The organism is Protofrankia sp. Cr2 (assembly GCF_963555885.1).
GTDB lineage: Bacteria > Actinomycetota > Actinomycetes > Frankiales > Frankiaceae > Protofrankia.
In genome coordinates, this window is record NZ_CAUVXG010000035.1 from 1 (window position 1) to 14,248 (window position 14,248).

The 14,248-nt window shown below is 66.1% G+C and carries 11 protein-coding genes and 1 pseudogene; 3 read left to right on the forward strand and 9 right to left on the reverse strand.

The window, feature by feature from the left end; translation table 11 throughout:
• Positions 1 to 14: 14 nt before the first annotated feature.
• From U9978_RS15960 to U9978_RS15970, 3 genes are read right to left on the reverse strand one after another with little or no spacing between them, the layout of a single operon-like run.
• Entirely contained in the window at positions 15 to 560 is a 546-nt protein-coding gene (locus tag U9978_RS15960; RefSeq protein ID WP_322761925.1) for a hypothetical protein, read from the reverse strand.
• Positions 553 to 2,232, reverse strand: coding sequence for a hypothetical protein (locus tag U9978_RS15965; protein ID WP_322761926.1), 1,680 nt, complete (start codon positions 2,230 to 2,232; stop codon positions 553 to 555). The genes U9978_RS15960 and U9978_RS15965 overlap by 8 nt, the downstream gene beginning before the upstream one ends.
• Complete coding sequence (locus tag U9978_RS15970) at positions 2,208 to 3,323, reverse strand: serine/threonine-protein kinase (protein WP_322761927.1); 1,116 nt, start codon at positions 3,321 to 3,323, stop codon at positions 2,208 to 2,210. Before U9978_RS15970 ends, U9978_RS15965 begins: the two co-directional genes overlap by 25 nt.
• A gap of 701 nt (positions 3,324 to 4,024) precedes the next feature.
• Between U9978_RS15970 and U9978_RS15975 the strand changes: the two genes are divergently transcribed.
• The 3 genes and pseudogenes from U9978_RS15975 to U9978_RS15985 all read left to right on the forward strand — a co-directional run bounded on the left by U9978_RS15975 (position 4,025) and on the right by U9978_RS15985 (position 7,496).
• Positions 4,025 to 5,791, forward strand: a complete 1,767-nt coding sequence (locus U9978_RS15975; RefSeq protein ID WP_322761928.1) for a serine/threonine-protein kinase — start codon at positions 4,025 to 4,027, stop codon at positions 5,789 to 5,791.
• A 306-nt stretch (positions 5,792 to 6,097) separates the two neighbouring features.
• A pseudogene (locus tag U9978_RS24105) lies at positions 6,098 to 6,169 on the forward strand (AraC family transcriptional regulator); the annotation flags it as partial.
• Positions 6,170 to 6,833: 664 nt separating this feature from the next.
• Complete coding sequence (locus U9978_RS15985; protein ID WP_322761929.1) at positions 6,834 to 7,496, forward strand: hypothetical protein; 663 nt, start codon at positions 6,834 to 6,836, stop codon at positions 7,494 to 7,496.
• Positions 7,497 to 7,743: 247 nt separating this feature from the next.
• Here U9978_RS15985 and U9978_RS15990 read toward each other — a convergent pair whose 3' ends face one another.
• The 6 genes from U9978_RS15990 to U9978_RS16015 all read right to left on the reverse strand — a co-directional run bounded on the left by U9978_RS15990 (position 7,744) and on the right by U9978_RS16015 (position 13,951).
• Positions 7,744 to 9,507 (reverse strand): BTAD domain-containing putative transcriptional regulator, encoded by a 1,764-nt coding sequence (locus U9978_RS15990; protein ID WP_322761930.1) that lies wholly within the window; start codon positions 9,505 to 9,507, stop codon positions 7,744 to 7,746.
• A gap of 109 nt (positions 9,508 to 9,616) precedes the next feature.
• Positions 9,617 to 9,787, reverse strand: a complete 171-nt coding sequence (locus U9978_RS15995) for a hypothetical protein (protein ID WP_322761931.1) — start codon at positions 9,785 to 9,787, stop codon at positions 9,617 to 9,619.
• Positions 9,788 to 9,910: 123 nt separating this feature from the next.
• Positions 9,911 to 10,960, reverse strand: a complete 1,050-nt coding sequence (locus tag U9978_RS16000; protein ID WP_322761932.1) for a PQQ-binding-like beta-propeller repeat protein — start codon at positions 10,958 to 10,960, stop codon at positions 9,911 to 9,913.
• Positions 10,961 to 11,522: 562 nt separating this feature from the next.
• Positions 11,523 to 12,068 (reverse strand): hypothetical protein, encoded by a 546-nt coding sequence (locus U9978_RS16005; protein WP_322761933.1) that lies wholly within the window; start codon positions 12,066 to 12,068, stop codon positions 11,523 to 11,525.
• A gap of 305 nt (positions 12,069 to 12,373) precedes the next feature.
• Entirely contained in the window at positions 12,374 to 13,138 is a 765-nt protein-coding gene (locus U9978_RS16010; protein ID WP_322761934.1) for a hypothetical protein, read from the reverse strand.
• 48 nt (positions 13,139 to 13,186) lie between these two features.
• The gene (locus U9978_RS16015) at positions 13,187 to 13,951 is read right to left on the reverse strand and encodes a hypothetical protein (RefSeq protein WP_322761935.1); all 765 of its coding nucleotides are present in this window, start codon (positions 13,949 to 13,951) and stop codon (positions 13,187 to 13,189) included.
• Positions 13,952 to 14,248: the final 297 nt, after the last annotated feature.

Below are 14,248 nucleotides of genomic sequence, written 5' to 3' on the forward strand. Positions count from 1 at the left end.
GGGTAAGGATGGGGTCAGCCATTGACGTCCCGCCGCACCGGAATGCCCACGACGACCTCGCCGGTCTGCACGCGCCGGCCGTGTAGGTAGACGCTCGGCCGCAGGGTCTCCAGGACGGTCTCGTCGGTCAGCCCGTCGGTCTCCTGGAACTCCAGGACCTGCAGGTCGAGACCGGAGTCATATCGGGTGTGGTCGTGCTCCTGAACCTCGACGCCGGCCGCGACGAGGGCGCTCCAGAGGGAGTCGAACTGCCGCTGCAGCCGGCGGGTGTCGGTCGTGCGGCCCCTGTCCTGCGCGGTGTCGGAACTCTTTGCCAGGCCGGAGTTCTTCGCCATGTCGGAAAGGCGCCGGCCCATTCGCCACAGGCCGGTCGCGATCTCGGCCACCGCTGGATGGCCCAGCGTGTTCTTCGCGGCCGGATCCGCCGTCTGCTCGTCCGGCGCTGGTATGGGCCCGGCTTCCCGGGAAGCCTGCAGCACCGCGGCCCATTCCCCCGGCACGGACGGTCGGACTATGCGGAACTCACGGGGATACCGCCACTGGCGCAGAATGTCAGCCACTGCTGACCCCCAGCGGCCGATCACCGCGTTGCCATCCCTGGCTGCGCAGTTCCGCCATCGGTGGGAAGGAGGCGATGTGGTTCCGTTGTTTTCGGGCGGCGAACCCGACGACGGCGGCCAGGTCGACGAGGAACACGACTAACGCGACGACGACGGCCAGGAAGATGTATCCGCCGCCGGCGTCGGCGAACAGCATCGTGGGAATACTGATCGCGACCACGAAGTACAGGGCGCAGCGCAGCGCGGCCAGCCATCCCCGGCCCCACGAGTGGACCTGGCAGGACCGGCAGCGCGGCACGGTGACCTCCCGCTTGCGCCAACGCACGTTGGAGAATTCCCGGACTATGTCGCCGTACATCCACGTCCTGATCGCCGCTCTGGAGTCGGTCGGGTTCTCGTGACAGATCCAGCAGGCGAAGCGCAGGGAGCTCGCCTCGAGAATTCTCCGGTTCTCGGCCAGCCGGTCCCCGATGGCCTCGGATGCCGCCGTCCGCTCGGCGCGGGTGAGCACGTCGGTCATCCGCATGTGGTCACGGGCGGTGCCGGTCTCGGCGGTGTCCGAGAGGTCCCGGGTCTGGTCGAAACACAGCACGCAACGCAGCGTGTCGAGGGCGATCTTGTCGTGCGTGCGGGCCCGCGTCAGCTCCTCGGGGGGCAGCAGGAGATCAAGCCGTTCGAGCGGCCCCGCGGAATCGGCGAGGATGCGCTCGGCCTGGTCCAAACCATTCTTCCGCGTGTCGGTGGACACCTGGACGGCGTCGTCGCAGAGCCTGGCGATCTGGTCGGCCCAGGGCGCGCCGACCGCGCGCAGGGCGGCGTCGAGCGCATCCCGGGCTGTGTCCCCCAGCTGTGCGTCGTCCCCCAGCTGTGCGCCGCGCATCGCCGCCAGCTGCCTCTCGGCCCGGCCGATATCGTCGGCCGTGATGGCGGCGACGACGATCTCGGCACCGATCCTCAGCAACGCGGTAGGCAGCGCCGAGCGAATCCCGGCGGCGAGGCTTTCGTCGAGCCGGGCGTTGGCGGCGTTCCTGATGCGCGCCACCAGGCTGTCCCAGACCCGGTCGTCACGCAGGACGAGCCCCCAGCGGCGGTAGACCGACACCCAGTCGGGCTGCGCGGTGTCGGCGGGCTGCGCGGTGTCGGCGGCCAGTTCGGCGTCGGCGGCCAGTTCGGCGTCGGCGGCCAGTTCGGCGTCGAGTGCCCGTAAGTGCTCGAGCACCGCGAGGTTGTGGACTGCGCTCGCGGCGTCCGCGGGCACCTCCAGGTCGCTGTTCTCAGCCGTGGTGGTCCAGTGCCCGACCGTGGCGTCCGGATCGCCGGCGGCAAGGGCTGCGAGCGCTGCGTCCTGCGGATCGCCCGATTGCGTCGGCCAGAACCAGAAGAACTCGTCGACCAGCCGCTGGCGGGGATCGCCCAGCCGGTCGAGAGCGGCACGGATGTCCCCGGCGGACGGGGTCGGCGACAGCGCCAGGATGTCCGACGTCGGCAGCTGCCCATCGGTCTTCTCGATAACGGCGAGCCTGTCGGCCATCCGTCTGATCTCCCGTCCGGTGGACGAGAGTGCCAGGCCGGTCACCCGGAAGGCGTTCTGCCGGTAGATCTGCGCAGACACCCGCTGCAGCGGGTCGGCGCCGGTGTCCTGGGTCGTCACATCGTCACCCCCTTGCGCCACAGCCGGATCCGTGACACGTACTGGTCACGTAACCCGGGCCATTTGTTGAAGGCTTCCTCCATCAGATCGGCGGCCTTGTCGTACTGGCCCGCGGTGGCGACGGCCACCGCCTGGTGAGCCATCCGCAGCGCCGCGGCCTCATCCGCGGACGATGACCGGCCGAGCACATTCTTGCCCGCGGCGATCTCCCCGGCCGGCCCGGGTTCCTTCTCTCGCGGCTGCGGCGCCGCCGGCATCTCTGGCTGCCACGCATCCAGGTCGGCGAGCATCTCGGCGGCCGACGGGTAGCGCTTCGCCGAGTCATAGGACAGCGCCCGGGCGACGATTGCGTCCAGTGTTCCGTCCACCGCGTACCGCACCTCGCTCGGCGGCACAAGCGTGGCCGTGTTCCAGGCGGCCGTGATCGGGTCGCCGGCGGAGCGCAGGGGGTATGGAAGCCGGTCGATCAGCAGCAGGTAGAACACCACACCCAGAGCCCAGACGTCCCCCGGCACCGACGCGAGATGCGGGTGGAGCAGGGTCTCCGGCGCCATGAAAGCGATGGTTCCCTGGGAGCTGGCCAGCAGGGTCAGGGCACTGACCTTCTTGGCGAGGCCGAAATCGCTGATCCGCACGCGCAGACCGGTACCGTCGTAGCCGACCAGTATATTCTGCGGCGTGATGTCCCGATGGACGATCGGCGGGGACTTCCGATGGGCGACCGCCAGGCCACGCAATATCTGCCGCATGACGTCCACCGCGATCGGGATGGGCACGAACGCGTCGCCGTACGACGACCAGAAATTGTTCAGGGTACCGCCGGCCACGTATTCCATGGTGAAGTATGCGTATACTCCGTTGTCCGTCTCGACGGTGTTCGCCTCAAACACGCGGATGATGTTGGGGTGACCCATGCCGGACAACAGCATCGCCTCGCCGAGTGCGTCATGCACCTGTTCCCCTGACATTCCTACCTGCCGGAAGACCTTCATCGCCTGCCGGCCCAGATACCGGTGCTCGACCCGGTAGACCTCGGCAAAAGCCCCCGTGCCCAGCAACCGCTCAACCTTGTAGGTATCCCGGATGACCTGCCCCTCGCACAACAGGACCATACGTGAGACCTCCGGCAGCACAGATCCAGATGTTCGTTATCGCGCGCCGACTTCCGCCGCCCTAGGCGACAGATTTTCGGCCGGGTAGTTGAGCGCTACACCTCCACCACAATCTCCACGGAGAGATACGAGATGTTACCGGAGGATGATGATCGTCGGCATCCGTCGCAAGGCTCTCACCTAAGAGCGACCAGCAATAGGGGACGCGGTGTCGCGAAACCGACACCCGACACCCGACACCCGGGTGCCTCCCTCCTCCGCCTCGCGATGCACGCACCCAACCCCGCTCCTTGATCCACGCCCCTATCGCCGGGCGCTCTAAAGCCTCATCCAGGCTATACAGAAGAACAGCGACGGGGGGCGACGGGGGCACTTTCTCGCAAACATTTGCAGACGTCGTTCGCTGTGACCAGACGATTGAGGATCATCTGGCGGGCCAGATCCGCCGAGTCCGTTCATCGCACGTGTCAGGCCCTACCCGCGCGGGAGATTTGGTGCTGGTCGGGATCGGATGGAAGGCCACATCGGATGGAAGGCCAGCCAGCCGAGATGGCAGGCAGTCCCGGCAATCCATGGTGTTCCGGGGTCCTGGGGCGGTGGATAAGCTGGCTCCACCATGGTGATGCTGTGATGATCCGGGTCGTGACGACAGAACGGCCAACAGGACGGCCACCAGCACGACCGGGCTGCCGGGGCGTTTGGTGATCATCGAGCGGGCGCGGGTTGCCGCGGCGGTGCCCAACTACGTCCTCGGCGAGTATCTGGGCTCGGGGGCGTTCGGGCTGGTACTGAAGGCAGAGCACCGACGGATGCGCCGGCCGGTGGCGATCAAGGTGATCCCGGCCGAGACGGCCGAAGGCGAGCGGATCGACTTCGCCGCCGAGGCGCGGGTGCTGGGCGGACTGGATCATCCGCATGTGGTCCGGGTCTACGACTACATCGAGGCCGAGGACTTGTGCCTCGTGGTGATGGAACTGCTGGCCGGGGGCACGCTGACCCGCCGGCGGGGCACGCTGACGCCGGAGCAGACGTGTGCGGTGGGCCTGGCGGTGGCCGCGGCGTTGAGCCACGCCCACGACCACAATGTGCTGCACCGCGACGTCAAGGCCGACAACATCCTGTTCGCCGCGGACGGGACGGTGAAGGTCGTCGACTTCGGCATCGCGAAGCTGTTCGAGGGGTCGGCGACCACCGCCAGCAAAGTCGCCGGCACGCCGGTCTACATGGCGCCCGAACAGATCGAGGGCGGCCGGCTGTGCCCGGCGACCGACCTGTACGCGCTGAGCATCGTGCTCTACCAGCTCCTGGCCGGCCGGCCGCCATTCGACCCGAAACAGCCACTGCACATACTGTGGCGCAGGCAGCTGACCGAGCCCGCCCCGCCCATGGCCGGGGTACCCGCCCCGGTCGCCCAGGTAGTGCTGCACGCGTTGGAGAAGGACCCAGCCGCCCGCCACCCGGACGCCGCCGCGTTCGCCCTCGCCCTCGCCCTCGCCACGGCCGCGGCCTACGGCACGGGTTGGATCACCCGAGCCGGCCTGCCGCTGCACCTCGACGACGCCGTCCGCCGCGCCGCCGAGCAGCCGCCGGCCGCCGACGTGCCGACGGTCGACCACACCCTCGTCACCGACCACACCCTCGTCACCGCCAGGCCCACGACCGTCCCCGGCGACGATGCGACGGAGGAACAGCCCGAAGGCGAGCGCCTGGACACCCCCGAGTCCACCGAGAACGTGTTCGCTCGCCTACTGCGGACTCGCGGCCCCGACCACCCCGACACCCTGGATGCGGCGAACAACCTCGCCATCCGGCTGAGCGCCCTCGGTGACCATCAAGCCGCCGGCGAACTCGACGAGGACACCCTCACCCGGCGCCGGCGAACCCTCGGGCCCGACCACCCCGACACCCTCACCTCGGCCCACAACCTTGCCGTCGACCTCGCCGAGCTCGGCGACCGTCACGCCGCCCGCGACCTGTACCAGGACACCCTCACCCGGCGCCGCCGAACCCTCGGGCCCGACCACCCCGACACCCTCAACTCGGCGAACAACCTCGGCATCCTGCTGAGCGCCCTGGGCGATCACGAGACCGCCCGCGAACTCGGCGAGGACACCCTCACCCGGCGCCGACGGACCCTCGGGCCCGACCACCCCGACACCCTCAACTCGGCCTACAACCTCGCCGTACGGCTGAGCGCCCTCGGTGACCACCAGGCCGCCCGCGAACTCGGCGAGGACACCCTCGCCCGGCACCGCCGCGTCCTCGGGCCCGACCACCCCGACACTCTCACCTCGGCCTACAATCTCGCCATCTATCTGGGCAAACTCGGCCGGTACCAGGATGCCCGCGCACTCGGCGAGGACGTCCTGGCCAGCCGCCGCCGGATCCTCGGCCCTCGCCACCCCGACACCCTGGGCACCGAGGAAGCCCTCCAGTGGTGGATCCACCAGGAATCGGCCGGCGCGTAGGCCGACTACGGGGCTGACCGACCACGGGGCTGGGACGCTCCCGCGTGGAATGGCAAGCGAGGTGCTGCTGGCCTGTGCGCAAGGCCAGCAGCACCTCGACAGGTGGGGAGCGACGGATCACGACACCGAGGTGTCAGCGCGACGGCATATGCCGCAACCGTACGGCCGCAGCGTGCAGCGTCTCCAGCCGCTTCGGGAAGCGAAGCGGCTGATCGCCCGGCCATGTGCCGGATCAGCGAAGAAGGACGAGCCGGGTACCGCGGCAACGCCAGCGTGCTCCACCAGCCAGCGCGCGAAGGCCACGTCGTCACCGACGTCTGTTTCGCGGTCGGCTGCTCGTCGCTGGGCACCTTCAGCAATCGCTTCGCCAAACTGGTCGAGAGCCAGGCCGACAGCCACCTCATCTGGTTCGGACACGACTGGCCCACGATCGCCGAGACGATTCATGCCTTTCTTAACGTCGCCGCCAGCAGCACAAGCCGGCAGCACAAGCCGGCAGCGTCGGTTCGCCGCGGAGATTGGCTGCCGCCACTTCCAGTCTGCCCTGGCGCATTTCAGTGACGCGTCAGGCTGATTTCAGCGGGCTATGTTTTCCTGATACACAAGCAGATAGGACAACCGACGCCTTGCGGCAGGTTGCCGGGATGCCGGATCAACTGTCGAGGAGAGGACTGGAGCTGCAATAAGAGGCACCAACCACATCGTGGTCCGGGACGCGGAGATCGACATCGTCAACAAGCCGACTACCCGCCCACTGGCCGTCCGCACCTGACCTGTCAGCCACCCGACAATTCTTTTCGGGTCGCGGCGCGACGCCGGAGTGCACCGAGAACAGCGCTGATGCCGCGCGGACGACAACGCAAGCTACAAAGACCGTACAAGTCGCGGATTCCGACCGCGGAGAACCTTTGGTTCCAGCCGAAATTCGCCCCCAGAAGCTATCGCGGAAACAAAAGGGGGACGACGTCCTCTGCCGGGCCGAACAGTCGCTGAAGAATCCGGCGGCTGACAGATTGGCGACTGACAGATGAAGGAGCTCGCCGTGACAAAAATGAAGGAACATACGATGCGCGGACGATGGCTGCGGCTCGCCGCGGCCTTGTGCGGCCTGGTCCTCGGCGGGTCCGCGCTGGCCGGCCCGGCCAGCGCGGACCCCGGCGGAGTCGACGTCGCCCGCCAGGTCGTCGCCATCGGTTCGGGGGGTGTCCTCGCACCCCCGGCGCCAAACCCGGTCGTGGATCCCCTGCCCAGCGCCTCCCAGCCCTGGCGGATCATCAATCTCAAGGGCGACCAGTGCCTCGCCCAAATGGATCACTACGACGGGTCCCGCACCGTGACGTGGGCCTGCGTCGCCACCGTTTCCTGGGAGGCGTGGCAGCCCATCATCGTCGGCGCCTACCAGGGTCTGCCCGTCTATCAGTTCAAGAACGTCGACACCGGCATGTGCCTGACGGCCGGCACCTTTTGGGCGGACACGCACATCTACCAGGACGGCTGTGACGAGCCCTACCAGCTCTGGCAGCTGAGGACCGCTCCCGGCGCCGGCTCGAAGAAGTTCCTGTACGACCTGACCCGCGGGACATACGCGGACTTGGACACCGCGAACGAGATTCCCGTCATCGGTACCTACATCCGGCGCACGGTCCCGATCGACAGGTGCGCGGACTCGCCCACCTCGGTCTGGCGCGTCGCCGCCTTCTCCTGACCGACGGCACCAGGTCCGCGTGCCCGACGCCGACCTGGTCGACCCCAACGGCCAGGACCCGGACCTACCGATGACAACGGTTGAGATGCGAAAGGACATCGACGGTCTCTGAGCCTGCGCCGTTCGACGGCCCGAAAGCACGACGCCGGAGGTATCCGCCGGGGCGATTGAGGCAGCATTGCCCAGTCGTCCCGGCATCGACGGCCGGGTCCCCTCGTCCAGTTTGACGGTCACGTGCGCAGCTGACCTACCGTGACAGCGATGGCACGGCGGCGCTGCCGCGTTTCTGCTCGATGGCCGCGAGCCGTTGCCGCACGGCTCCGACCGTCAACTGCAACTCCTCCGCGATCTTGCGTGCTGACATGCCGCGGCCGGACAGGTCGGCTACATGTGCTTCTGTCGGAGACAAGGGAGCCATCACCACAGAGGGCAGTGGCCGCCCCCCGGCACGGCGGATGGCGGAGCCGATCGCGTCCTGCAGCGGGCGGGCATCACAGAACGCGGCCAGGTCAAGTGCCGTGCCCAGACGGGACCGCGCGTCCGCCGGACGGCCAGAACGAATCAGCGCCTCACCGAAGGCGTACAGGGACCTGGCCCGTTCGAGATTGGCCGATGTGCCTTCCAGGAGCCGGACGGACTCTTCGAGCAGCTCGAGCTCCCGTGTCCTCGATTCGACGGTGGCCGCGTGACGCAACGCCCTTCCTACAGCACGTGGCGTGCCCCATTCCGTCGACACGGCGAGGAGGCCCTCGGCTGCCGCTCGCGCCTCGTCGTCCCGCCCGAGAAGGCGGTAGCAGCGGACGAGGGGAGCTCGCCAGTCTCTGCCCATCGGGTTGACCCAGGGCGATGCCGCGCACTCGTCACGGGTCGCCAGCGCGGTCGCCAACGCTCGCTGGGTTTGTCCCGTGGCCAGATAGAGGGCGATCTCACCAGGGGCGAACAAGGTCGGTGTGACGCCGGAGGCATGCCTGGCCTTGATCTGCCGGAGAACCTCCCCGGCCTGGTCGATCTCCCCACGAGCCACGAGCGTCTTCAGAAGTATGTCCGCGATGAAGGCCTGACCGAGGCCGATGGTGCCGTATTCGGCCGCCTCCCAGGCGCGGCGCGCGTCGCTGAGCGCGTCGGTCAGATACCCCTGGGCATACATGACCTCGGAGCGGTAGTGGAAGGAAGGTGCCAGCCCACGCAGTGAACCCGCTCGGCGACTGTGCTCGAGCGCGGTCTCCACGGACGGCAACAGGGCCGGGGAGTCGCACGGCACCAACGCGGCCCAGGCACAGGCCATCGGTGGCTCGGCCATCGGATGTCCGATCAGGCGGTCGGCCGCGAGGACGCTCAGTGCCCGCCGTTCGGCCTCCTCCCGACGGTTCTGGTGCATGTCGTGCACAGCAAGTCCCGCTTGCAGGATGAGCCCGCCGACGGACGTGCCGGTCGTCTCGTTCCGGTAGCTGTCGATCAGTTTGACAAGATCGGACCGCTTGGCCAGCTCGGGTACCAACGTGGCGTGTTGGCCGAACGCCAGGCGGTACTCGACAGCGGCCTGCTCGGCGACCCGCCACATCTGCTCCAGCCTGTCCGCCTCCTGGGCGAACCAGGAGAGCTCGGCAACATCGACCAGTGGCTGTCCGCGCCACAGGTCGAGCGCCTGCTCCAGAACCGCCAGGCCCTCAGCCGGATCGGCGGCGCCGCGGCCCTGCCCGATCAGCTTCTCAGCCCGGCGCAGGTCGGTCGCCAGTGCCCCGAGCACGTACCCCGGGGCCTTGGCGCGGATCGCGTCTGATGCCCCGAGGACACGTCGCAGGTAGGACACATGGCTTTGGAGCGAGTTCACCGCCGTCGCCGGGGGCCTCCCGTCCCATACCGCATCGATCAGCTGGTCCACGCTGACGACCTCGCCCGGCCGCAGCGCCAGCCGTGCCAGGACGGCCTTACGCCGCAGCCCCGGCACCGGCCGCACGGAGCCCTCCACCGTCACATCCACCGGGCCGAGTAGTCGCACCAGGATCGACATGATTTCCCCAACAGCCGGCTCGGGCGTGACTAGCAAGGTAGGACGACGAACACGACGGTCGAACCCCATCATGGACCGCTCAGGATGCCGCGCAACGACCATGTCAGACTCATGACCGCTTTTCAAACATCTCGCGGTACGCAACGCCATCACCAACGGCCAGGTCGAAGCGGAACCGGTCCTTCGACGTCCCGATCACGATGATCCTGGCAGATCCGGCCGCGCGGGCCGCCACGATGGTCGCCATACCCATGTGGCCAGGCCCTTCGATGACGACCACGTCGCCTCGGCTGACCGGGGCCACCCAGCAGGTCGTGGAACATCGTGCCCACCGAGGTCACCGGCCAGGAGAGCATCTTCATGACCGTTTTCCTGCGCCAGGAGCCGCCGGCAGAGGAGTGGGCTACTGTTTCTGGATCAGGTAGTACGGTGAGCTGACGTCGCTGTCGCGGTGCGCCGTGATGATGGCACCGTCGAGCAGTACCGGACATTTTTTGATCTTTGGGTCGAATGTAAGCTGTTTGCCGGTCTTCGGGTCGATGGTGGCGAACTGCCCATTTGCAATCACATATACCCGGCCGTTGGCCGTGCCGCAGTAATCCTCGATGGCCGGAAGCTGCCAGCGGATCGCGCCGGTCGCTGGATCCAGGCCACTGACTCCGGGGGAGACGGCGATAAAGAGACCCGCCTGCGCTGCGTCGTCGAAGCGCAGGCCAAGTCCCTGGGGCGCCGCCTTCTGCGCGATGCTCCAGAGGGTGGTGAAGCTCGGGAGGCGATACCCGATCAAGTCGGGAAAGCCCGGGTCCGCGTTGGTGTTGCGACCATTGCTGACCATGATATCGCCCAGGATTCCGGTGTCGGCATCAATACCGCCGTCCAGATACATGACCGGGACTTCGTCGGAGATCCGCCCTGCCTCCACGAGCGTCCCCGGGTCAACCAGTCCCATTTGCCGGACGACACGGTCGTCATCGCGAATGGCCGTCAAGATCCACCGGCTGAGCGTATTGACCGCCTTGGCTAACTGTCGTGATTCCCCGGTGGCCAGGTCGACGACCAGTGGAATGGCTGACCTCAGCGAAAGGGCATACCGGCCGTCTGACGTGAACTTGAGCCGGTCGACCGTCCCCTTATCGATGTCGAGGCTATAACAGAAGAGAGGGCCGCCATCGGCCTCCGGGACAGTGAGTAGTGGCGAGTCCCACAGCCGCCGGCCCGTGGTCGCGTCTCGGGCCCGAAGGCTGATTTCCGTACTGCCGGGGTCGATTCCCTGCGCCGGGGTTGACTTGACTCTGGTAGAGATCAGCAGGCTTACATCGTCGAAACGCCGGACTACTCGGATGTCACACTCGTTCCCATCCGCAGACGGGGATGAGGAGCTCAGCTCTGTCAGCGTCTTCCCGGTGGCGAGGTCGATGGTCCTCAAACGCGCCGACGAAGGGCCGGGGGACATTCTGATGACCAGGGTGTGCCCATCAGCGGCTGCCTTTCCGAACGGAACTTTTCGGCTGTCGACGACGTTGTCGCCGTCGGCGAGGGGGTGTGTCGGAGATCCGGAGTCCGCGGGAGATGACGAGGAGGGGATCTGCTTCACCGAGGCCGTGGCGGCACCGGGAGGCGTCGGCTCGGAGGCCGAACCGCCGCAGGCCGCGATAGCGCCGAAGGCGAGTGCGATGACATTTATCGTGACGCGCGAAACGGTTCGCCGCCTAAGCCGACCTATATGCATGACTCTTCCCTCGTATGCAACAACCATGAGTGATCAAGGCGGTGATCGGTGACTCCGCGCCAGAACCCACGACGCCACGGCTTTCATGGACGCCCCGGTCGCCGATATCGCCAAACATTCCGGCGACGGAATCAGAGACAAGGGCTACCAGGGATGCAACGGCATCGCCATGCCGCGGAAAACACCGCGCGGCGGCGAACTCGGCAAGATGAACAAAGAGTGCAACGCCGAGTTCGACGGCCTTCCCGCGGCTGGGGGCGCATGCCGGGGTACCCGGCGTCGAGGTTCAGCCGCTCGAAGCGGTGAAAAGCACCATCAGGTCTTTTTCGATTGGCTGCAGGATGCGTCCTCCGAAGTGACGTGTGAACTCGTCAGCGTCCTGGGAGGAGGCGTCCAGGCATGCACGAATGATCTCCATGAGCCACTGGATTACGCCTTGCCCGTGCATTCCGTTGAAGTCGTTGAGGAGCCGGCTCCACGCAAACATCTCCCACATGACCGCGTGCAGTCCGAGTTCCCGGTTCACGGCGTAGTAGTACTTCCCGAAGGCAGTTGTCCGGTTCTTTTCGTTGACCCACATGCCGATCTCCGGGCGGCTGGGGACGTCGAACGCGACCGCTGCAGTGAACTGCAGACTCCAGCTGTCCGGGGCGACGTCCGTGACGTTGCCGTAGAGCAACCCTGCGCCGTGGCCGACCGACAGTCCGAAACCGTCGAACTCGTCGACGAGGTCAAACGTCTCGAATGGGACGCGGCTGCCGGAGTGGAGCTGGTCCGCTATATGGCCTGCCATGCCGACAATGCGACTGAGCTGCTGGATAACTTCAGTCATGATGGTTGACGATTTCCCTCGTTATCGGATATGTATATCGATCTGGCGGCGCACTGGGCGCAGCCGGCTAGTAGTCCTTGCCGTGGACGGGGCAGAGCCAGCCATGCGTGTTGCATGAACGCTGGCACTGCGTGGTACGCGTCCGCCCCTGCCCCTTGCACACCTCGCAGCGCGTCATACGCATGCGCTTTTTGCATTTGCGACAATGGCGATCTTCGGTGACTGCCATCAGATGTCGAATCCTTTCCTAATTTGATTATTTTCTCTGTATAGCCGCCCCCGGGGCAAGCAGCAGCAAAGCGTCGTCAGCGGTCGAACTCGTCCCATATCCTGCCCTCACCATAACCCGTATGCTCAAGCAAGATCGCCCGGACCCGTGCGGGGAGGTTCTGGATGTACGGAAGGACCTCTGAGTCCAAGCCGCCGAGGTCGTCCAGAATGGATTGGAGATCCGCCACCGATCCGGCATGTGAATGATCTTGAACAAAGGCTGCCGCCGCGCGGGGATCGCTGGACTGGATGAAATTTTGGGCCTGGCCCAGAACCATCGTCGCGACTTGCCGGGTCATACGTTCGATGTTCGATGCGGTAGTCGGATAGCCAGCAGCGTTGACGATTTCCTCCGGGTACTTTGGCGACAACCGTGGTGCCGCCAGGTCAAGCGTGCCGGGCTCGAACGTACCGGTCGACAACAGCGACGCGTCCCGCATCTTCCAATGGCCGATGATCGTGCTCTGGCCCGACCCGTCAATACCGAACAACCCCATCGTGACGCCTGTGGGCGCCGGCCACAGTGCCAGGAACCTCACGGCTTTCGCCTCGTCGTCGAACGCCACGAAACGCGCTGGGCCGCCCTGGTTCCCGGCACCCCAGACATGGCCCGCGTCCACGAACGCAGGCATCGCGCGGTAGGGAAGGTCGCGGTACGTGCGCACAATCGATTCCAGCAGAGACAGCGCCGCGTCAACGTCAAGTGTGCTCTGCAGGCTGCGGCCGGCATCCAGCAGCGAAACCTGCCTTGCCGGCCGGGTTGTCGCCTGCCCCGCGAAAATACGGCTAAGCAGTCTCATAAATCACCTTTTCAGCTCGAAATCCAGACCCGTAAGAAAACAATTTCGTCATCGGCCGGACGTATCATTCCTGTCCTGTCGCCTTCCTGAAACAAACCTTCCAGCGAGAGACATGGCCATTCCTGGCGTCTTTCCCACCATCACCGCAGTCCAGGCGTAGACAAACGCTGTTATCGTCATAACCGCATAGACGGCCGGATTTACCGAAACCCCGTACATGTCCACCTGAAAGCCCTCATCAGAGAACCAGTTAACCGTGCCCCATACCCCGAAAATCACAGCATAAAGCCCCATGAGAAGGCCGAACAGTATCCATGGAAGGGTGAACAGAAAACCCACGACTCCAGCGAGTTCGCCCTCCCTGCCAACCAGTCTACGGCGAAATCCGTAGAGCACGGAAAAGATCGCGACAGTCAACGATCCCCAGATATGGTAATCGTGCATCTGGTCCTCATGCCGCCAGGAGAGAAAGGGTTCCAGTCTTGGGCCGCTGAGAGGGATATCCCCGTGAACAAGGTAGCTGGCGCCGTATCCCATCGTCGAGGACAACATGATCCAGACGATGAGGATAGCGCCCGCCCCAAGAACGGCGACGATCGACGCCACCCCATTAACCCAGCCTACGGCAAGCGCCCGTCGGGCGGTGGAGGAGGCTGAAGTCAGCCCGGTCCGCCCCACCGAGACCACGCCGACCCAGGAAGTGACCAGGACGTACAGCTTGAATGCGATGACCAGAAAGGCTGCCGGACCGAAAAACTGGACGAGATAGGACTCGACGAGGTCATCCGGCGCGGGAATATCGAACAAGGTCACGTCGGGTCAACCTCCCAGGAAAGATCGATACGGAGTCTCCGTCCGCGCCGGCTCCAGCGAAACCAGCCCTTGCGGGCATGCGGCCGGCCGGTGGGGCGTCCTCGCGGCCGTCGTGCCCCCAGATCACCTGGATGTCCTGCAGTGACTGGCGTGCCTCGGTAGCCGTCCCGGGACGGCCCGTCAGCGGGGGCTGGTGGCAACAGGCCCCCCGTGTCCCGTTGCATGTAGCTTTTCTAAGACAAGATCTTAAAAACGTCAACATATTTCTTCGGGAGAGATTTTTTACGAGAATTCTGA

Coding starts and splice junctions, on each gene's coding strand:
- U9978_RS15970 (WP_322761927.1), bottom strand. CDS start 3,323: ATGGTCCTGTTGTGCGAGGGGCAGGTCATCCGGGATACCTACAAGGTT.
- U9978_RS15990 (WP_322761930.1), bottom strand. CDS start 9,507: ATGTCGATCCTGGTGCGACTACTCGGCCCGGTGGATGTGACGGTGGAG.
- U9978_RS16000 (WP_322761932.1), bottom strand. CDS start 10,960: ATGTCCCCCGGCCCTTCGTCGGCGCGTTTGAGGACCATCGACCTCGCC.
- U9978_RS16005 (WP_322761933.1), bottom strand. CDS start 12,068: ATGACTGAAGTTATCCAGCAGCTCAGTCGCATTGTCGGCATGGCAGGC.
- U9978_RS16010 (WP_322761934.1), bottom strand. CDS start 13,138: ATGAGACTGCTTAGCCGTATTTTCGCGGGGCAGGCGACAACCCGGCCG.